Here is a 20660-nt window from a genome sequence, read left to right on the forward strand (position 1 = left end):
AAAATGCTTAGTGACAGCCAACCCGTAGCAGGGAATATTCCCAGGATTCTCATCTCTGCAGACCGTTCCTCTTCAGGCAAAACCACAATCTCAATGGGACTGATGGCTGCCCTCGTTTCAAGAGGATACAAAGTCCAGCCCTTCAAGGTTGCTCTGGATTATATCGATCCGAGCTATCACACTGAAATAACAGGAAGGTTCTGCAGAAACCTTGACGGTTACCTTATGGATGAGAATGACATTCTGGATGTTTATACCCATGCCTGTGAAGTCGGAGATAGGGCTGATATTGCGATTATTGAAGGGGTTCGAGGGCTTTACGAAGGTTTTGAGAGTTTGAGCGACCTTGGAAGCACTGCCCAGATTGCAAAAATCCTCAAATGCCCTGTAATTCTCGTAATTAATGCCCGGAGCATTACCCGTTCAAGTGCTGCTCTTGTCAATGGATATAAGAACTTCGATCCTGATGTGGAAATTGCGGGCGTTATCCTCAATAACATAGGAAGCCGCCGCCATGCTGAGAAAGCTAGAGAGGCAATCGAGTATTATACAGGTGTCCCAGTTATAGGGATCGTTCCGAGAGATCCTTCCATGCAAATTTCCATGCGCCACCTGGGGCTTATACCAGCTCTTGAGGGTCGAAAACGGTTTGGAGATGGAAACTTTGGTGCACGCCTTCGTAGTATTGAGGAAATCATCAATACAGGAATTGACGTGGACCGCTTTCTGGATATCGCAAAAAGTGTAAAACCCCTGAAAAGCCCTGAGAATAGCGTTTTTACGCCGGCTCCCAATTCTGGAATGTCCAGGCCAAAAATAGGTGTTGCCCTTGATGAAGCTTTCAATTTTTACTATCGTGATAACCTCGATCTTTTAGAGCTTGCAGGTGCAGAAATCGTTTACTTCAGCCCTATCAAAGACACCTCGCTTCCTGAGGTTGATGGACTCTATATTGGGGGCGGTTATCCCGAGCTCTTTGCAGCCGAACTTGAAGCTAATGAGTCCATGCGCCAGGACATTAAAAGAGCTTCTGCTGCAGGAATGCCAATTTATGCCGAGTGCGGGGGGCTTATGTACCTTACGGAGAGAATCAGTACAGGTGTCCCCGGAAAAGGCACATATCACGATGCTTCAATGCCGGAATCCACATATTCAATGGTCGGGGCGCTTCCAGGGCATACTATCATGGGGCAAACAAGAGTTGTCAGTTATAACATCGGAACCCTTAGTAAGGATTGTATTCTCGGGAAAAAAGGCAACAGCTTCAAGGGGCACGAATTCCATCATTCTGAAATAGAAGGAATTCCTGAGGATGCCGAATTTGCAATAACCCTGTCGAGGGGGGCAGGCATAAAAGACTACAGGGATGGGCTTATCTCTGGAAATACCCTTGGTTCTTATGCTCATCTGCATGGAGTTGCGTACAGGGATCTTGCAGATTCACTTGTGGAGGCTGCAAGGAAGTTTCGGGAATCCAGAGCTCTTTCGTGATGTGAGCAGGCTTTTCTGTTAACACGTGCAGGTTTCCTTAAAGCGAACTTTCTCGTAATCTGTGAAAATATTCAAACGAAGTGCGCCTGTAAACAAAACAGCTAATCCATGTGAGATCACTGGACTTCAGGCTTAAACCCTGAAGGTCTGAATCTTTGCAGGTCGAAAAAGCTTATATTTTATATTAAATCAGATTATAGCAGGTTAGATTACAATAAACTAGATTACAATTAATCATTTTATGAGAACCCAGATCAGGATAAAACACGCTATAGTAATATTAGATTATAGCAGGAAAGACTATAGCAGGTTAGACTACAGCAAGCTAACCTGTTGAAGAGACTTATTTTCATTTCATTTTCTTTTAAGGTGAATCTATTGAGAACACAACTTAAAGGAGACCGAGTCCTTGCCGGAAAGGAAGCGGTAACCGAGCTTTACAAAACTGGTTATTTCGGACGCCTCAAAGGTGATGGGCTCGAACTCTCACTTGTAGAAGCTGCTTTCCTTCTGTCCAGAGGAAAGCTAGAAATCGAACTCGAGGGTACATTGCTTGATTTCAGAACCTTTTTTGAGCAAGCTTCTTTAAGGCAGCCGAATTTTGAGCTGAAATATATCGTTTATAAGGATCTCAAAGAGAGGGGGTACTACGTCCAGCCGTCAGCTGTGGATTTCCGGGTGTATCCAAGAGGCAGCCATCCGGGTAAGAGTGCGGCAAAAATCTTTGTCCACGTTCAATCGGAAAGACAACTCCTTCCTGTGAAACTTCTACAGGACTCGGTTGCCTCGGCAGAGAATGTACACAAGCAGTTTATCCTGGCTGTAGTGGATGAGGAAAGTGATCTTACATTCTATGAGGTTAAAACTAAAGTCCCTGAAGGAGAGATGCCTGAGCCATATCCTGCGGTCAAAACCGATGCTACTTTCCTGGAAGACAGGGTGATAGTCTGGGATGCCCGAATTTCGGAGATTCTCTATTCAAAGGGCTTCTACGGGAAAATGCTGGATTCTGAAAGGCTGCAGCTCTCCCTGGTAGAGTCCCTTTATCTCTTTTCCAGAGGCGTGATAACGATTCGGGACAGGAAAGGTAAAGTGCTTTCATTCGACGAGTTTACTGAGAAAGCCTCGAAGATTGAGAGTTCTTTCATGAGAAAGTACAGTGTATATAAGAACCTCAGGGACTCTGGGCATGTGGTCAAAACCGGATTTAAGTTCGGGACGAATTTCAGGGTATACCGAAAAGTCGAATCAGTAGAAAAAATCCCACATTCCGAATACCTTGTAAATGTCATCCCTGCAGATTTCGAGTTTAAGCTTCCTGTCATGTCGGGAGCGGTCAGGCTTGCAAATAGTGTAAGGAAGACAATGCTTTTTGCGATCGAGAAAGGAGAGGAAGTTAAATATCTGGATATCAGCCGAACGAAAATGTGATTATCTAAATCAATACTCTAGATCAATGCTTTAGACCAATGCTCTAGATCAATGCTCCAGCTGATATTCAAGAGTATTCTCCCTATTATTAACATCGTTTAGAATCTCATAAAAACCGAATCTTCAGCCGAGGGTGAGATATAAATGTGGGACATAATTGCAGTAGATATTTCCGGCAGGCACAGGATTAAAGGAGGTTATTACATGGTATGTGCAGCAGCAGCGCTTACGGTCTCAGCCAACTATATTGAGAAGGTTAAGCAGGTCAAAATCCTGCCCCTCTGGCTAAAAAGAGCTCCAAGTTTGCTGGATGTCGTGCAGCTAATTGAAGATACTGCTGACCAGCTATCTTTCGAGGGCACGATTGTGGCAGAAAAAGGGGACATGTATAATAAACCCAGATGGGTGACCGAAAGTATGTTTTCCAGGGCTTTTAAGTATCAGGAATCAATTGCCGAGAGGCGGTCGATAGAACTCGTGCATCATATTTCCCAGAGCGCCCGCAATCTATTGATAAAAGAACTTCAAATCGAGACATGAAAATTTCAGCAGAACAAAAACTCGGTAACGGAAACAGGGTAATTCTAGTTAAAAGGGCCACTCCTAATTCCGACTCTGAACGTGAGGAATACCTCTTCCAGGAACTCAGAGAACTTGCAAAAGCAGCAGGTTACCTGCCGGTTGGTGAGCTTAAGCAAACCAGGTATCCTGATTCAAAGTATCAGCTAGGCAAGGGGAAAATCGAAGAACTTGCCGAACTTGTGAGAAGCATTGGTGCAGATAAAGTAATTTTCTATAACAGACTTTCCACGACACAGCTCTTCAACATCTCGGAAATCTGTAAATGCCAGGTTATAGATAAGTTCCAGCTCATCCTTGAGATCTTTGCAAAGAGGGCAACCACCCACCGCTCAAAACTCCAGGTAGAACTGGCAAGACTGAGATACGAGATACCCAGGGCAAGAGCCGTTGTTTCTCTCGCTAAGAAAGAGGAGAGAGCAGGCTTTATGGGACTTGGAGATTACGAGGATTCTTATGAACAGGATCTGAAGAAGAGGATCGCAAGGATTGAGAGTGAGCTTGAATCGGCAGAAAAAGATGACGAGTCTCTGCGGGCTTTAAGGCACAAGAAGGGGTTTTCTTTAATTTCCCTTGCAGGATATACAAATGCTGGAAAAAGCACGCTTTTCAACGCTATTGTCAGTGAAAGTGTCGATGTGAGGAATATGCTTTTTACAACGCTTGTGCCTACCACCCGAGCTCTGGACCTTGGAGGACGAAAAGCTCTTTTAACCGATACCGTGGGATTTATAGAAGATCTTCCTCACTGGCTGGTTGATGCTTTCAAATCTACCCTCAACGAGATTTTTCTATCGGATCTTATACTCCTGGTCGTGGATGCAAACGAAAAACCTGAAATGATTCTGCTAAAGCTTGCTACATCCCATGACACCCTCTGGGACCGTATTCAGGGAGTTCCTATTATAACTGTGCTTAACAAGGTAGATCTTGTTGACGAATCCAGACTTGATAGTATTATGGAACAGATAGGTTATATGGCTCCTAATCCTGTTTTCGTTTCTGCAAAAAAAGGCATCGGTATGGATGTACTAAAAGCCGAAATAGTCAAGCATCTGCCTCCCTGGTGTTTTTGCTCCCTTTCCCTACCGAATTCGGAAGAAGGAATGTCGATTCTTTCCTGGCTATATGATGAAGGAATTGTACACAGAGTTGAGTTTGGAGAACAAATCCATGTGGATTATGAAGCCAGGACCGAGATAGTTAACAAAGCACATGCCCTCCTCGGACCGAAGGAAGTTTAACTATCATTTCGATAAAACCTTTTCTCAAAGGTTTTCGCTCAAGCCTTTTTTGAAAAGGCTTGTGATCAAGCTTTTTCTTCAAAAGTTTGGGATGTTATTTATATTAAATTGTAATTTGTAACTAAGTATCTTAAACTATGCATAACTATCTACACTCTTAATGAAATATACACAATCATCAAAAATTGATAATTTCCATGTTTATTGATATTTTTTAAAAAAGTTTATGTCAGCATAATCTTCAGACCTTCCATAAGAATAGAAAAATATTCTAAATTTATAAAATTCTTTGAAATATTAATAAATCCATTTCTAATATGTTTTCCTTAGGGAATTTTTTGCACAGGTGGAATAATGTTCGTATAAATACGAAAGGTATTTATATTCAGAAATCGTTTGTATATATGCGAACGGGCGTCTACTGTAGACATCAGACCCTCCTTATATCCTAAACTATACCCTTAGAACCAGATTTTTGCTATGTTTCTGCCCGTTCGCAATTCCTCCTTGTTTTGTCTTTATTTTTAAGACATCATTTGTTCGTATTAAAACGAAGGTTTGTTAAGTCTCTATGAAGTCTCTATGTAATCATAATTGTCTTTTTCTTTTTCAATTTTGCTCCCGTTTTCAAAATTTATATAAATTCATTTCTCATTCTCCTGTTAGCATGAAATTCGATCTGCACGTACATTCCGAGTATTCAAAGGATAGCAAATCGAGCCATGACGCCATTCTTGAGTCTGCGCGCAAAAAAGGACTTGATGGATTTGCTATCTGTGATCATGATACTGTGGAAGGTGGGCTTGCCTGTGAAAAACGAGCCATGGAACTTGGCTTTGAGCTTACAGTCATTCCCGGAGTCGAGGTTACCTGTTCTAAAGGGCATATCCTGGTGCTAGGAGTCAAACAGAACATTGAGCCTTTCCTTAGCCCGGAAGAAACGATCATAAGAGCCCGGAAACTTGGAGGCACGGTTATCATCCCTCATCCTTTCAAGCGAAGTTCCCACGGAATAGGAAGCTTCGAAGGGCTTGATATTGATGCAGTTGAGGTTTTCAATTCCCGCTGCCTATTCAATAACGCCAACAGGAAAGCTGCAATCGAGGCAAAGAGGCTTGGAATTCCCGGGGTTGCAGGAAGCGATTCCCACATTCCCGAAATGGTCGGCCAAGCCTATACCGAGATCGACGCGCCTGAAAACACCCTCACCGCCGTGCTTGCGGCCATCCGAGAAGGAAAGGTAGCTCCTGCGGGAAAAAATACGCCCAAATCAATTATTCTTAAGCAGATGTCAGGCAGTGCAAAGCGAAAAATCAAGAGAAAACTGTTTCATAAAATCTAAAACTTCAAGATTAATTCTAGCAGACTTGACGTTTAAGAGGGATTAAAATCTACACTCTACTTATTTTTTACGATCAATGCCACTTTTATTTATGGTGTAATTTTTCATAATTTGATAATGAATTGTAAGCGTTAACTGTTCTATCTCCCATTACTACATACTACTTTCTCTATGAACTCATTCCAAGACCGATCTTATTCACACATCAGTAATAGTTCTTCAGAACAAATCTCATAATTGGAAGATCCATCGACCATTTAAAATTAGACATTTAAAAATGTAATTCTGAGTTTTGGGATTTATTCTATCTTTTTCTTATTTATAACAGTAGAAAAAATTTTATAACAATCAGCTCGATTAAGCGATTTTTAATAATCTTTTTCTTTTTAAGTTTGCCTTCATTTTTCTACTTTAATTTTTTATATTGGATTTTTGATTATAATTGAATTTTCTTTCAGAAGTAAAGTATTTATTCGTAGAAACTCAATTAATTTTTTGATTCAGTTGTGTTTATTTTCTATCTTAAGGAAGGGTTTGATGGCCAGGAAACCTGACAATTTTTCATTCTTCATTGAGGATACCTGTGCCTACATTCCCTATGCCGTAATCGGGATTTTCATCCTGCTTGTATCAACCTTCACCTCAGTTTACCTTCTAAAGATCGACAGTGAAGTCGCAGAAACCATTTACACCACCGAGAATGTTAACCCTGAGAAAAGTGCCATCAATCTTGCCTCATTCGACCTTGCCCGCTGCCTGAACTACGCAGGAATGGAAGCTCTGGAATGGCAAGGAGAACATCCTGTAATTCTGCCTGAAGGCAGTGCAGTTGACAGGTTTTCTGAAGACGGTTTTATGGTGATCCCGAAAAACCAGAACCTTGAGAAAGGAGATTTGCTCCAGCTTTCCATAAACCTGCCTTCAGATATCTGGGGTAAAATAGAAGCTCTTTGGAAAAACCGCGACATTAAACTGATTGTCAACGACTCTTCAGGTAACGAAATAAAAAACATAAACTACGGCCAGGCAACCGGTTTTTTCCAGAAAGTCTCATTCCAGGAAACCGTGGAAATTCCGGACTCTGCAGCCTCAGGATATGCCTCAATTGAACTTTATTACGGCGACGGATTAAAAGCCTCGGACTGGTTCGTAATTGAGGTAAGCCCGGTAAAAGACATAACAGCAGACGCTTTTAACAGGCTGCTTTCTGCAAATTACCAGGGAAACAGCCACACGTTCAGGGAATACGCAATCAATGTCGAACCTGACATAAAACCCGAGCAAATAAAAATCAGAAAAGTAACCGGAACTTTGCAAAGGGAGATCTCATCTGGTGGCAAACATAAGAATTATGCTGACGCAAACCCTGCTTTTGATACAGGTTACAACACTCATTCCAGCAAAAATTATACTATTTATTACGTTTTCGAGATTCCTGCCCTCAATTATACTCTTGTTAACCTGGAGACCGGAGAAAGCTCTAACCGCAGCATGAAACTTTCTACCCTGATAACCTCACGGGAACCTCTTCTTGAAGAGCTTGTCCGGGAATACGAAACCGAACTTGGAAACACTTCAAGTCTTGATTCAACATCTAACCTTGTGCTCGGAGCAACAAACCTGAGAACTTTCGTTTACGGTCCCTGGCAGCATTATGCAAACGGTCCTCTGAATATCCTGACCAATCCTGCCCTCTCAAGTTCAATTAACGGAGCCACACTCTACACTCAGAAAAAAATTTTTGATTCGGTTGACCCCCTGTCTCTAACATACACAACCTATTATAATGAAAAAGTTCTTTATGAAGATGTTTCTTCTTCAAGCAGCGTTTCAGACCGAAATAAAGCACCTTCGGGTTCTAATAGTATCTCGAATACTTCAATTTCTAGTTATGAGCGAGATAAAGGCGTAAACCTGACAACTACTTACGATTCTCTTGCGCAGAATAAATCTTTCTCTTTTGATGTCGAAAAAAGCATAAAAGAATCCCTGAGAGAGACAAATACTTCCTTTGAAGAGCTCTCTGAGTATTCGAAAATTGAAGTTTCAGCTTCTAATTATACAAATGGAGTTATTGACGGCTGGGTCTTTAATGATCACGTATGGATAGAAGAGAATCCTGATCTCATTCATGCGGTTACGGACAGCGTTTACACAGCATCGGTTCAGGGGCAAATCCTGAGAGATGGTTTCGCTTTTCCTGATCCGATTTCCTCTCAAATTACTGCAAATTTTGATTCGGATTCGGTTTCGTTTACCAGTCAAACTGTTAGCTGGGACTCGAACTATTTAGCATCAGGAGCGCATAAAGGCTCTCTTGTGCCTTCTTACTCATGGAGAGACTCAACCAGAAAATCCTATTCCGAATCCTTAGATCCTTCAATTGAACCTCCGGAAGGAAGTGTATCCAGATGGTCAATTTCAGCGGCAGATGTCAGCCTGATTTCTGCCGACATAGTCGATGTAAAGATTGAACCTCATTTTTCCTATGCAGGTAATGATACCCTGACGTTTGAAAACCGGAGTGAAGGCTACCTGAACCGCGAAGAGCATGTCTTTGACTGGCGAGTCAGGTACGATATTTCTTACAAAATCGTAACAAACTGGAAAATAGACTATAGTTACGATTACACTTACAAATGGAAAACCAGAGAGCAGTTGCCTGATGGAAATTATACCACGGTCACGCATTCCGATACATCAAGTGGTTTAGCCTCAAAAACTGTAAGCAAAGTCAATCTCGCATCGCTTTCTCATGCAGAAACCGAAGCCGAAAAACTGACAATAGTTTACCACAAACGACCTCCTGCAGGCGGTTACATCGGCTTGTCAACCTATTCTGATCCCATAGAGCGAGAATACAGGGAAACAACCCTTTATCTGGACAATAAAGGCGGTACAGGCATTCTGAACGAAATAGATAGTTTAGATAGTGACACAAATAAAATCGAAAGATTCGACCCATGCTGTTCTGATGCTGCCGACAAATACAGGGACGAATATGTGGATTTAAGGGCAATAGAGAGCATGTTTTGGGCTTACCCTGACGGGCAATATCTACCCAAACATGCTGTAAATTGCGATATTCCACCATGGCTGCACAGAATTATGGCAGAAGAAGTTCTGGAAATGCTCAATTCTGTAGAAAAGGATAATCCTACCTTTAATTATTCTCTTATGGATTCCCCTGGGCAGGATCCTACAGATTTGCAGGTACAAACTGCCGAAAAACTCATTCTGAAACTGGAAAAAGGCAGGGAAGCTTACGTAAACAAAGAAAAGTATCTTACACCGTCAGGAAAAATATATGCTTCAAGCGATTCTGCCCGGTACATTGCTAAAAACGAGGCTTACAACAGGTTGATAGAAGATATCGACAGGAAAAACCGTAAACTGGATTCTGATATCAATTCCTACATTCTTAAAGCTCTTGAGAAAAAAAGCATTGATACCAGTTCGTTTGACAGCGTTACCTCAGTCAAAATGACTCTTTTTAACAATCCGGCAGTGGAAAGGGCTGCTTCAGTTCTGGGCGAAGATATGGGTATAATCTCCACTATGACTGTTACCGGTCAACCGGAAAGCAAATACAATTGGACAGAAAATCTGACTTTGATCGTTGATCAGAAACCTAACTATCTTTATCACGATCCGGATTTTGACCTGAGAGAGGAGTATGAATGGACTGATGCCGCGACTGGAAGAACAATTTACCCCCTTGGTGTACGTAATACCTGCATTTTTACAACAGGTATCTCCGAGGAAATAGCAGACAGTATTTCTTCAAGCAATGAATACGTAAAAACTGAAATAGCACAGCAAATAAGCCAGAGTATCTCAAGCCTGAACACTGAAGTTCTATTATTTGAACAAGATCTGAGCGAGCAGAATATCTCTCTGGATACAACTCGTCTTAACAAAGAAGTTTACAATTTGAAGCATACTTATGCGCAGGAAATGAGATCTCAAATAACTGAAAATGTAGTCAAAGAGATAACTTCGAATCCAGTAATTTCAGACTGGATCAAAGAAGAAAAAGTTAGGGCGATTACAGCAAGCTGTCTGAATAACTTTTCCGATGACCAGGTAATCCAGAAATCTACTACTGATGAACTCGCAGTTGAACTCTCTGCTATTATAAAATCTGAAATTCGAAACTCAAATCTATCGATTGGGCATGATGAACTTGAAGCTACTCTAAATAGAGTAGATACTGACATCAGAATAGGGGTTGCAAATGGAATCTGTGCAGTTACAGTAAACAAAGGCCAAACCCTCGATGCTGGCTTCGAGAGAATTGATAAAGAGTTGAAAAATCTAGCTAATGAAACTGTTGACACATATTCCGGTGAAGCAGGAGATAAGATAAGAAGAAGGCTGGATAGGACGATGACAACTATTCCGTGTGGATTGCCTGTGTTGCCACCACATTGGGTTTTTACAATTAATATTTGGACGTATGATGTAATGGCAGAGTACAAAGAATTCACTATAATCGATAATGATAATGAAGTTATTCCCAAGCCTTATTTTGGGCATAAAGGACAGAAGTATGTTAGACAAGATGACGCAATCGTTTTGAACGACGAATATCTTGGTGAAAACATACCTATAACTTTTAAGTTCAGTGGGTATGCAACTTCAATAGTAGGTTCAGGCCCAAAGGGTGTTGGGGATAAACTGGGAAAAAGTACTGAAGAATCAATAGGATATGAATATCTTTTATCAAGAGTTGGAGGAAGTAAATGAGAGCAGGAATTATGTTTTTAGGATTAATTTTATTGTTACTTATCGATACTGTTTCTGCATCTTCTCCTTACTGTTCAATAGATGTATACTATAACGATAAGATGCTACCTGGGGATGAAGTAGCAAAACCAATTCTGAAAATTGATGAGCTTTTCAAAATCAAAATCACTATGACATTAAATCAAACATCTAGACTATTTATTGAAATTGACAGTATTGGATCTGAATCTCCTTATGAGGTGATTGAGGGTCCTTCTAAGTTTTCTGAGAAAAAGCATTTTGAGTCCTTAGATCCAGGAGTATATAATTTTGAATGGCTTTTGAGACCTACTGAAGAATGGGCAGATTGGTCTATGCCCGTAAATTTCTGGTACCAAATACACGAAAAAGGGAAAGATGAGCCTGCTGTAAAAGGAGAATTCACAGTTGCATACCCTTATATCTCCAACGAATACTACGAAGGCGAAGTTCCATCTTCGGAAACTCAACCCACCCAACAGTCAACCTCAGAAAACTCATCTTCCCCAACAGCATCTACACCAGCTTTCAGTTTAGCAACTGCTATTCTGGCGCTTGTGATTTTATTCTTCAAATTTTCCCGCCAGTAGAAACACTCCTTTTAGGACTATTCCTAAAATATCTTTCGAGAAATTGTAACTTTATAGAACGCAAAGAAATGAACTTCTGGCGCTGATTTTCTCGAAAGAAAAGGACTTATCGCTTACGGTCATATCCTCTCTATTAGCTCAAAAATACAAGCTCAAAATCTGTTAAACCGAATATAGCTTTAGGGGATAAACAATGGCAGAAGCAACCGAGCAAAAAAATAAGCCCATGATCTGGAAAGAACTCGTATTGGGATTTGCTGTAGTCGAATCTTGCATATATCACTCGATCCGTACAATACCTATTGTGACCGCGAGCAATGCCGAAGAAGTGCTTTTTACGGACAATTTAACCAGACTTACGAAACTGGAAAGTGACGAGACTGTAAAAGGAGTCCTTCCGGTACCATTTCCAACCTATGAGGTAACTGGAGCCATGCCGACTGAGGGTGAAGAATTCAGTGAGGTAATACTTTTAGGGTATGAGTATCCCGGCATGGAGGCTCCGGACTGGATGGAAATTCTTAAAAGAGAGGTCGAAAATCCGAGAAGATGTGTGTAAATTTGGCTGTATAATAACAATTTCTATTTTTATAAAAATGATTTACAGGAAAACTCATTCTTTTTCATCTTTTCTGTGCATTGGGATTTCAAAACTTTTAACTTGTCACTTGGTTTCAAGTTATTAATCAGATTTTTTTAATATCCAGCTGGCTCCAGCCGTGCACCTGCGCAGGATAGAGATAACCGAAAATGCTATTCCGATCCCCCTGAACTGATATCAATGTTTTAACTTCTGACCATCGGAAACCTGTTTTTGAATCTTATGTCAGATTTATGTCAATTCACCTCTTTTCCAGCGTGAAAGTTGCTAACTTCCTTATTTAGTTAGAATCTGCTTTCTGTCTAAATGAGTTAATTACTAATATAGAAAGCCTTATAGGGTAAAAATTAGAGACTGATGGAAGCATGGCCAGGGAAATAAGGATACTCCATACTGCTGACACGCATCTGGGATACAGGCAGTACCACAGTGAGAACCGGAGAAAGGATTTTTTTGCAGCTTTCGAGCTTGTCGTAAACGATGCGGTTGAGATGCAGGTCGATGCCGTAGTGCATGCGGGAGACCTTTTTGATTCGAGGAACCCGACCCTTGAAGATCTCCTTGAGACAATGAATATCCTGGCACGGCTCAAGGAGGCTGGCATACCTTTTCTCGGGATTGTCGGGAACCATGAGAGCAAGCAGAATATCCAGTGGCTTGACCTTTTCGAGGAAATGGGGCTTGCGGTAAGGCTTGGGAAAAAACCATTTATGGTAGGCAATGCAGCTATTTACGGGATTGATAGCGTCCCGAAATCAAAAATTCCCATATTCGATTACTCAGGCTTTGAGGCGCCGGATTCCAGCCTTTCTACCTTATCTAATCCTTCTACTCCAGAAGAAAACTTCTGGAAACTGCTTGTAATGCACCAGATCGTGAATCCTTTTCCATATGCGGAGTGGGACTGTGATGAGGTGCTTGAAAACCTGCCTTTCAAGGTTGATGCAATTCTTCTTGGCGATTACCATGAACATGCAATAATTAAAAACAAAACAGGCGAGACATGGATCACTTACTCCGGAAGCACGGAGCGGAATGCAGTTTCCGAAAAGGAAGCCCGTTCCTATAATATCATCACGCTTTCCGAAAAAGGACTTGAGATCAGCAGGCGCACGATCCCGACCAGGAATTTTCTTTCCATCCAGGTAGAGTTAAATGGGGAAGATAATCCATATGAGCAGATTTTCTCTAAAGTAAACGAGCATTTAGAAGAAATTCCGGGTTCCGTGGTCTTTCTGGAAATTATCGGGGATTCTGGTCCAGTCCTGTCACAGAGCGAGCTTGAGGAATACCTGATTAATAAAAAGGCTATTGTGGCAAACGTTAAAGACTGGAGAACAAAAGAATCCTTCCCTGAGGAAGCCCTAAAGATCACCTTCTCCGATCCTGATCATGCAGTTGCAAGTGAAATCAGAAAAATGAGCTTAAACGACGGTGGGCTGATTATTAACGAAGTTGTCCGGAGCCCGGATATCTCAAAGTCAAGAGTGGACGAAGAAACCGAAAGCCGGCTTTCGAAGCTCATTGAGGCTAAAGCTGAGGAATTCAAAAGCCCTGATTTTAGAATAGAAGTGCCTGCCAGCCCTATTTCCCCTGCCAGTTCAACATCCGATTCTGGATTTTCGGGACTTGAAGAATTAAAACCCAGCGGAGAGAGCGAACCGGATAAAAATTTTAGATCAGCTATGGAAATTGGTTTTGCTGGGAAAGCTGAATTCTCAGGAGAGACTGGACTTTCAGGGAAAACCAGGCCTATAGAGGTAATTGCCGGAAAGCTTGAAATTACTGAACTATCAGGCGTCCTCAGGACTTCAGACCTAGATGAGAAAACTAAAATGAAATCTGTAAGTCAGCCTGTAAGTCAACTTCATGAAACTAAACTTGCAAGCAAACCTGAAAGTGAACTTCCTGATAACGAGCCTGGGAAAGAGGCTCAAAAGCCGTCTGAGTTCGCGGTTAATAGCAAATCTCAAGAGGAGACATCAGGCAAATCCGAGAAGCTGACTGAAGAAAAACCTGCAAGGGCTACGGGATTAACCAGAAAAGCGGGAAAGGCAGGGCAGAAAAAAGGAAAAAGCAAGTCTGCCGTACCACGACAGTATAACCTTGGTGATTACCTTTGAAGCTCAAAAACCTGTATATCGAAAACATCCGGAGTTATAAGAAACTGAATTTTACATTTGAAGACGGAGTTACAGTCATTTCCGGAGTTAATGGGAGCGGGAAGTCCAGCCTGCTTGAAGCCTGTTTTATGGGACTTTTTGGGAGCAAAATTCTTTCAAAGGATTTCGTGCTTGCAGATGTAATCTTTAAAGGGGCTGAAAATGCGAAAATAAGCCTGGGTTTTGAGCATTTAGGGCAGGATTATCTTATCGAACAGGCTTTCAGGTATTCGCCTAAGAGTGAAAATGCTTCGAGCTCAAAATGCGTACTCTATGCCAACGGAGAATGTATTGTCGATCAGGCTACACGGACTTACGAAGAGGTCTGTTCCCTTTTAAATATGGATGAAGAGGCATACAGGAACTGTGCTTACATCCGGCAGGGCGAAATTGATGTACTCATTAATGCAAAGCCAAAAGACAGGCAGCGTATGATTGATGACCTTTTACAGCTTGGAAAACTTGAAGAGTACAGGGAAAGAGCAGGGAGTGCAAAAACAGCTGTCAGAAGGCTTCAAAGGGATGTAGGTAACAACCTTTCAGCCATAAAAGCCGAAATCGAGAAAATTGAAAGTACAGAACCGCATGCAGTGCTGAGGGGGCTCAAGCAGAAGATAAAGGAATGCGATGCAGCATTAGAAAAATGTAATAAGGATAAAGAGGTTGCAGCAGCCCAAAAAGAAAAACTCGATATGATGGCTGCAGAGTACAGGGAGCGACTTCAAGAAATAAACACTCTGAAACAGGCTCTACTTAAATCCCAGGAGGGTAAAGCTAGCTGCATCAGAGAAAGAGAAACCCTCTCAGGAGAAGCCCGTGAGCAAAGGCAGGTTTTGCTCGAACTGGGAAGGGAAAATAATTCTATCCGGGAGGAATGCGGCTTTGGAGACCTTGATATTGAGACACTGAGCTTGCAACAGGAAAAAGAAGAGTTCCTTGCCAGGGAAAAGATGAATGGAATCTCAAAAGAACTAGCTCTCCTTCTAAGGGAAGAGGAAGTCCACACTCAGGCTTTAAGTGACCTTGAGAAAGAGAAGGTTGAGGTTGAACAGATTTTTGTGCAGTGCAGGGCTGATATAGAAGCTGCAAATGAGGAAATCGAAAGAAACAGGAAGAGTATCCTGAAAATCGAGGAAGAAAATGAAAGACTTAAGGAAACTGCGAAAGATACTATAAATTTCTCCGAAACCTATGAGATTTCCTTATTTATAAAGGAACTGGAAGAAAAAGAAAACTTATTGCGTGAAAGGAGAAACGAAGCCTCTACAAAGCTTGCTCTTGCCTTCAAAGAAAAAGAAACTGGAGATATAAATCTTCTCACGCTCGATAAGGAACTTCAAAATCTCAAAGCTGCAGTTCGTAGGGGCAAAACCGAAATTGAGATCCTTGAAGAAAGGCTCCGGGAGAATGCAAGGGCAGTTCAGGAAGTCCAGGAACAGAAGTCTGAAGCTTCCACAGGGTTAAAGGGGCTTGGGTTCACCGAAGAACAGCTAGAGGATCTGGAATATCTGAGTGAACTGCTTCTGGAGAGTAAAAACAGGCTGCATGGGCGGGAAAAAGAGCTAGAGGCGACCATCAGGGAGCTTGATAAGGTACTCCGTAAAAACCAGCAATTGCTTGCCGAAGGAAAATGTCCAACCTGTGGGCAGGAGCTTAAAGGCTCAGAGATTGCCTGCATGACAGAGGAATCTGAACAGAAGAAAGAAAAGCTTACAGCAGAACTTCTTGATATAAAGCTCCAGCAGGCTGAGATTGAGAAAAAGCTCAACCGATTAAAGGATGCAAAAAAACTGGAGAAAATAATCTCGGATTATGATCTGGAAATCGAAAAACTCAGGAATAAGGCAAAAGAGCTTCAAGAAAGGATAACGATCCACAAAACCCGGACTGAAGAAGATTCTCTTAAACTTGAGGGACTTATCAGGCAAAAGCAGGAACTTGAAACTAAAATGGGTCAGCTCCTACCCGATATAAAAGCCCTTCAGGGCTGGGAGGAGGCAGCCAGGAAAGCCCACAGTGAGAGTGAAAAAACGCTTCGAGAGGCAAGAGCCTTTGAGAAAAAGCTTGCTGAAAACGCGTCAGAGATTGATGCCCTGAATGGAAAAATAAGGACATCTCTTGCACTGATTGAAAACTACGGACAAAGGCTAGGAGAGCTCAATGAAAAATTGATAAGCCTTGCCGAACGTGAGAATCTGGAAAAGGAGAAACTCAAGGCTCTGGGAGTTGAGCTTGAGGCATTGAGGACGAAAGAAGACCTGGCAAAAAAAGCCCATCAGAAAAGTGAGAATCTCCTCCAGCAAGTAAAAAAGCTCAGAGCGAATCTGCTCCGCATGGATGTCATAAAGCACAAAATTTCCGAGCTCGAAGCTTCCATAAAGAACCTGACGGAAAAGATCGATTTCTTTGACCAGGAGATCTTTGAGAGAAGCGAGCGGGTGAAACAGCTTGAGAGAAAGCTACAGGGATACAGGTTTGAAGATCTCCAGAATAAACGTGCCCAGCTTGAAGCATATCAGGCAAACATTTCCGAGAAAATCCGACAAATTACGGCTTCAAAAGATGCATTTTTAAAGGACGCCGGTATGGTCGAGAACAGCTTAAAACGCCGCAATGAGCTGAAAGAAGAACTCAGGGCTCTTGAAAACAGACAGCTATATCTTGAAGCCGTGTACAGTAATGCTGAGGATCTTGAGAACATGTATATGCGTGTTCGGGCTGATATGCGGGCAAGAAACATAGAGGCCCTTTCTACCCTGCTGAATGAAATGTTTAGCTTCATGTACACGAACAATGCATATTCCCATATAGAACTTGACTCGGAGTATAACCTTACGGTTTACAGAAAAGACGGTACGCCTCTTCAGCCCAAACTCCTCAGCGGGGGAGAACGTGCCATTTTTAATCTTGCCCTGCGCTGTGCTATCTACAGACTTCTTGCTCTCGGTTTTGGCGGTGACAGGGCAGATGGGCTTCCGCCAATGATTCTAGACGAGCCCACGGTTTTCCTGGACCGCGGACATATAAACCAGCTTTTGAAACTCATAGACCTGATGCGCAGCATAGGGGTAGGTCAGATTATTGTAGTCTCTCATGATGAAACCCTGATAGATTCCGCAGACCACGTCTTCCTGGTAGAAAAAGACCCTCTTACCAATATGTCGTCTATTGTAAAAATCTAAACTGTTGGGCTGAAACCCTTTTACGAAAAGGCTTGACCGAAACCATTGCGTTGCAGCTCTTTTACGAAAAGACTTGATCGAAACAGTTGCGCTGGTCGATCACGCTGACTGCGCATACCGGCTGTTTACCAGTATACCAGATAATTAAAAAGCTCATCAATTTCTTCTTTATATTCCTCAAAAAAGCTGTAGTTCTTTACGAGGTAACCCTCTGCAGGGAGGTCTTCGAGATACCCGTACCAGTAAACAACCATACCTTCCCCGAAGATTTCGGCATATTCTCTAAACTGCTTCTTCGAATAATGCTCGTGTTCGAAGTCATCCCCAAATAAGGCTTTGCTTTCAATCCAGTTGACCATGAGGTTGTCTATGCATACAGGGTCTGAAAGCACAAAATCTGGGGTCTTGCCTTCTCCTTTAGCCCGAATCTCTGCTTCGGTGCAATACGGAATTCCCCTATCATCGAGCCATTTCTGGATGAGTGCTTCTCCCATCTCGCCTTTTTTACACTGCATCTCATGAGCATGAGGGGAAAAGAAATGATCGGCTTCCAGGGCTCTTTTGACTTCCCTTCTAAGGCGACGATTTTCGATTAAATCTACATGTTTAAAAAACCGGTTTATATTTTTCTTGGAAATTTCACATTTTTTCATAATAAGCGAGGCCATGAGGGTCGGAGGAAAGCCTGTGTATTCTGCGAGATCAAGAATGGTACGTCCCTGTTTCCATTTTAAAAAAAGCTCATTTTCTCTGGAATAAATTTTCCTGTGTTTGAATCTCGTCTTTTTCACAACTTTCTGGTTGAGAATTGTTGCAATCACTCCAACAGGTTTAGAGTATTCTTCCGAAAGGCGGAAAACATCTTTAAAGTCATGCAGTGAATTGTATATTTCCTTATATGTCTGGCGGTCCATCCTGAATCATCAAATCTCTTTTTGTTTTTCCCGTGCAGGTAAAATTAAAATAAGCACATAAAAGATGAAAATCTTACGATATCAAAAGTCTCTCAGGCGCTCAGTTGATTTTCCTCATATATTCTTTCTATGCTCATAGTTTATAATCATAATCAATGCCTTAAAACCCTGAACAGTCGATGACTTGACAAAATAATGCCAACTTATTTCGTATGCCAGAATGAAGAGGATAAGAAGATGTCTCTTCTTCGCGGGTAAATTCCTTTTTCCAGAATTTCTGCCTGTATGTCCGGGGTTATTTTTCCGGCTGGAGTATAGTTAACTAAACAAATCTTTTATAAGCTTTTTTACAACCTTTTTGCAAAAAAAAGCTTAACCGCAAACTTTTTCAGAAAAAGTTTGATCACAAGCCTTTTGAAAAAAGGCTTGAGCGAAAACCCCGAGCAAAGGCGTGGTCAAGCGACGCAACGGCTTCGGTTAAACATTCTCATAAAAGGATTGCGGCGCAATCGCTAGTGATAAACCGGTGCAAGGGTATCAGTGCGGAGGTTTTTGAAAAACCTTGCGTTGTCCCATTTGATAATGCTGGTTGAGTCAATCCTTTTTTCAAAAGGTTTATGGCTAGTGTTTTTGTTTAACTCCAGAAATCCTCCTCGTAAGTGTCAGGAAGGTCTATTTCTATCACTTTATCAAGCTTCTTACGTTTTTCCCTGTTCTCAGGGGGCTTTTTTGCTTCTTCTCTCCTTGGCAGGTAAGAGTTATCTTTTTTATCGGTATCAAAGGGTGTAAAGATTGTTGTGTGCTTATCCCTTGAGATGACTTTTTCCGGGATTCTCGGTTTTTCCTGGATTCTTGGCTGTGTTCTTGCACAGATGATAGGGTTCTGTTCTGCCGGCTCTTCTCTCAATCTGGAGGATTCCAGCCTGGAGGTTTTTTCGATTTCACTGGCATTATATCTTTCTCTAAGTCTTTCATCGTGGGTTTTCTTGGATCCCTCAGGAATTTTTGTAATAATCTCTTGGAACTCCTGGCTCTGAGTAAGGCTTGCTTCTTTTCTCTCTGCAGGTCTTTTTGCAGGTTCCTCTGCAAGCCTTCTGGGGATCCAATCCCCTTTTTCAGAGACATTCTTTCTTCTTTTAGAAAGGGGCTGCCTTCCTAATTTGCGGAAAGTATCTTCAGCATAGGTATCCCTGTTGCGGTCTACTTTCCCGGATTTAATTTTACTTGTTGTGCCGTAACCTATAAGGCAGTTGGGTTCTCTCGTTCTCCATTCAAGACAGAAGAGATGGCACTCCCGCCCTTTACATGTCTGGGTTTCATCAAGAGGGCAAACTTCTGGAAGGGTCATACTACTAACAATAGCAGAATATAAAAAATAGTTAACGATAATAAAAATTGAAGTATCTTTATCAGAGCCCTTTGAGGGCGTCTGCAATCAGGGGGGCAACACTCAACCTGCTCTCGGCTCTCTCAAGGGTATCGGTTCCGATTATATCCTTTACTCCTGCATTGAAGAGCCTTAAAGCTGCATTCCTTGCAAGTACGGGATGTATGCAAGCAATATAAACATCTTCTGCTCCCTGATTTTTGAGCATTTTGATGGATTCTGCCATTGTTCCGCCTGTTGCAATCATATCATCTACAAGGACAACACGCCTGCCTGTGACATCGAGATTCTTTGTCTTGATTACAACCGTATCCCCGCTTAGCCTTGTTTTCTCAAGATGGTCATACTCAAAGCCCAGCCCTGAAGAGACATTCTTTATAAGTCCTTCGGCTCCGGAATCAGGAGCGAGCAGAAGAGGATTTTCCAGGCCAAGCCCTGCAATATACTCCCCTACCAGTTTAGCTGCATCAAGGTTTTCCGCAGGGCTGGGGAAGTGTTTAAGCACGCTTTTTTCATGGATATTTATGGTAAAAATTCGGTCAGCGTTGATGCAGCGGGCGACTGCGCGAGCACTGATCGGCTCTCCGGGTTTGAATCTCTTATCCTGTCTGGCGTATCCCATGTAAGGAATTACAACATTGAGTTCACTTGCGCCTTCACAGGCATCAATAAGCTGGAGCAGGGAAACAAGATCCGAGTCGGTGGGCGTGCTCTGGATAAGGGTCACGCGCTCGTTTTCGGTTTCTTCTGCGATTCGGAGGTAAAGTTCCCCATCAGGGAAGCGATTAAACTCGCAGAGCACAGGCTCTGTCCCTAAAGCTCGGGCAGTGCGGCTGGCTAGTAATTGTGATGCTGGTCCACCTATGATCTTCAAGATAATACCTCAGTCTGCCGTCTTGATATATCCTATCCTTTAAAAAGCTTATTTTTTATGGGCTTACCCTGGCATTTACAATTAAGTCTATAATTA

13 protein-coding genes are annotated in these 20660 nt (G+C 42.1%); 10 read left to right on the forward strand and 3 right to left on the reverse strand.

The genetic code is table 11. The annotated features are described in order from the left end of the window. The first annotated feature begins 3 nt into the window (after positions 1–3). From cfbB to MSTHT_RS13055, 10 genes are all read left to right on the forward strand, one after another. Positions 4–1491, forward strand: a complete 1488-nt coding sequence (cfbB, locus tag MSTHT_RS13010; protein WP_048168149.1) for a Ni-sirohydrochlorin a,c-diamide synthase — start codon at positions 4–6, stop codon at positions 1489–1491. 378 nt (positions 1492–1869) lie between these two features. Continuing rightward, a complete protein-coding gene (gene endA / locus MSTHT_RS13015; protein WP_048168150.1) occupies positions 1870–2922 on the forward strand; it encodes a tRNA-intron lyase in 1053 nt (350 codons plus the stop codon). Positions 2923–3066: 144 nt separating this feature from the next. Beyond that, complete coding sequence (locus MSTHT_RS13020; protein WP_048168151.1) at positions 3067–3462, forward strand: DUF2209 domain-containing protein; 396 nt, start codon at positions 3067–3069, stop codon at positions 3460–3462. Then, the gene (gene hflX / locus MSTHT_RS13025; protein ID WP_082086850.1) at positions 3459–4745 is read left to right on the forward strand and encodes a GTPase HflX; all 1287 of its coding nucleotides are present in this window, start codon (positions 3459–3461) and stop codon (positions 4743–4745) included. The genes MSTHT_RS13020 and hflX overlap by 4 nt, the downstream gene beginning before the upstream one ends. Positions 4746–5412: 667 nt before the next feature. Beyond that, positions 5413–6087 carry a PHP domain-containing protein gene (locus MSTHT_RS13030; RefSeq protein WP_048168152.1) on the forward strand — a complete coding sequence of 225 codons (675 nt, stop codon included), beginning with the start codon at positions 5413–5415 and terminating at the stop codon, positions 6085–6087. A 537-nt stretch (positions 6088–6624) separates the two neighbouring features. Continuing rightward, on the forward strand, positions 6625–10836 hold the full coding sequence (locus MSTHT_RS13035; RefSeq protein WP_048168153.1) for a DUF7286 family protein: 4212 nt from the start codon (positions 6625–6627) through the stop codon (positions 10834–10836). Beyond that, positions 10833–11444, forward strand: a complete 612-nt coding sequence (locus tag MSTHT_RS13040; RefSeq protein ID WP_048168154.1) for a sarcinarray family MAST domain-containing protein — start codon at positions 10833–10835, stop codon at positions 11442–11444. Before MSTHT_RS13035 ends, MSTHT_RS13040 begins: the two co-directional genes overlap by 4 nt. A gap of 193 nt (positions 11445–11637) precedes the next feature. Continuing rightward, positions 11638–12003 (forward strand): hypothetical protein, encoded by a 366-nt coding sequence (locus tag MSTHT_RS13045; protein WP_048168155.1) that lies wholly within the window; start codon positions 11638–11640, stop codon positions 12001–12003. A gap of 407 nt (positions 12004–12410) precedes the next feature. Further along, on the forward strand, positions 12411–14168 hold the full coding sequence (locus tag MSTHT_RS13050) for a metallophosphoesterase family protein (protein ID WP_048168156.1): 1758 nt from the start codon (positions 12411–12413) through the stop codon (positions 14166–14168). Continuing rightward, entirely contained in the window at positions 14165–17389 is a 3225-nt protein-coding gene (locus MSTHT_RS13055; RefSeq protein ID WP_048168157.1) for a DNA double-strand break repair ATPase Rad50, read from the forward strand. Before MSTHT_RS13050 ends, MSTHT_RS13055 begins: the two co-directional genes overlap by 4 nt. Before the next feature lie 125 nt (positions 17390–17514). Here MSTHT_RS13055 and MSTHT_RS13060 read toward each other — a convergent pair whose 3' ends face one another. From MSTHT_RS13060 to MSTHT_RS13070, 3 genes are all read right to left on the reverse strand, one after another. Next, positions 17515–18303, reverse strand: coding sequence for a C15orf41 family protein (locus MSTHT_RS13060; protein WP_048168158.1), 789 nt, complete (start codon positions 18301–18303; stop codon positions 17515–17517). Between the two features lie 634 nt (positions 18304–18937). Further along, positions 18938–19651 carry a hypothetical protein gene (locus MSTHT_RS13065; RefSeq protein ID WP_048168159.1) on the reverse strand — a complete coding sequence of 238 codons (714 nt, stop codon included), beginning with the start codon at positions 19649–19651 and terminating at the stop codon, positions 18938–18940. 61 nt (positions 19652–19712) lie between these two features. Next, positions 19713–20564, reverse strand: coding sequence for a ribose-phosphate diphosphokinase (locus tag MSTHT_RS13070; RefSeq protein WP_048168160.1), 852 nt, complete (start codon positions 20562–20564; stop codon positions 19713–19715). Between the last annotated feature and the right edge of the window lie 96 nt (positions 20565–20660).

This window comes from Methanosarcina thermophila TM-1 (genome assembly GCF_000969885.1).
GTDB classification, from domain to species: domain Archaea; phylum Halobacteriota; class Methanosarcinia; order Methanosarcinales; family Methanosarcinaceae; genus Methanosarcina; species Methanosarcina thermophila.

Bases quoted from the DNA above. Each gene is read 5' to 3' on its own strand.
- MSTHT_RS13040 (WP_048168154.1), top strand. From the start codon at position 10,833: ATGAGAGCAGGAATTATGTTTTTAGGATTAATTTTATTGTTACTTATC.
- MSTHT_RS13045 (WP_048168155.1), top strand. From the start codon at position 11,638: ATGGCAGAAGCAACCGAGCAAAAAAATAAGCCCATGATCTGGAAAGAA.
- hflX (WP_082086850.1), top strand. From the start codon at position 3,459: ATGAAAATTTCAGCAGAACAAAAACTCGGTAACGGAAACAGGGTAATT.
- MSTHT_RS13065 (WP_048168159.1), bottom strand. From the start codon at position 19,651: ATGACCCTTCCAGAAGTTTGCCCTCTTGATGAAACCCAGACATGTAAA.
- MSTHT_RS13060 (WP_048168158.1), bottom strand. From the start codon at position 18,303: ATGGACCGCCAGACATATAAGGAAATATACAATTCACTGCATGACTTT.
- MSTHT_RS13050 (WP_048168156.1), top strand. From the start codon at position 12,411: ATGGCCAGGGAAATAAGGATACTCCATACTGCTGACACGCATCTGGGA.
- MSTHT_RS13030 (WP_048168152.1), top strand. From the start codon at position 5,413: ATGAAATTCGATCTGCACGTACATTCCGAGTATTCAAAGGATAGCAAA.
- MSTHT_RS13020 (WP_048168151.1), top strand. From the start codon at position 3,067: ATGTGGGACATAATTGCAGTAGATATTTCCGGCAGGCACAGGATTAAA.
- cfbB (WP_048168149.1), top strand. From the start codon at position 4: ATGCTTAGTGACAGCCAACCCGTAGCAGGGAATATTCCCAGGATTCTC.
- MSTHT_RS13035 (WP_048168153.1), top strand. From the start codon at position 6,625: ATGGCCAGGAAACCTGACAATTTTTCATTCTTCATTGAGGATACCTGT.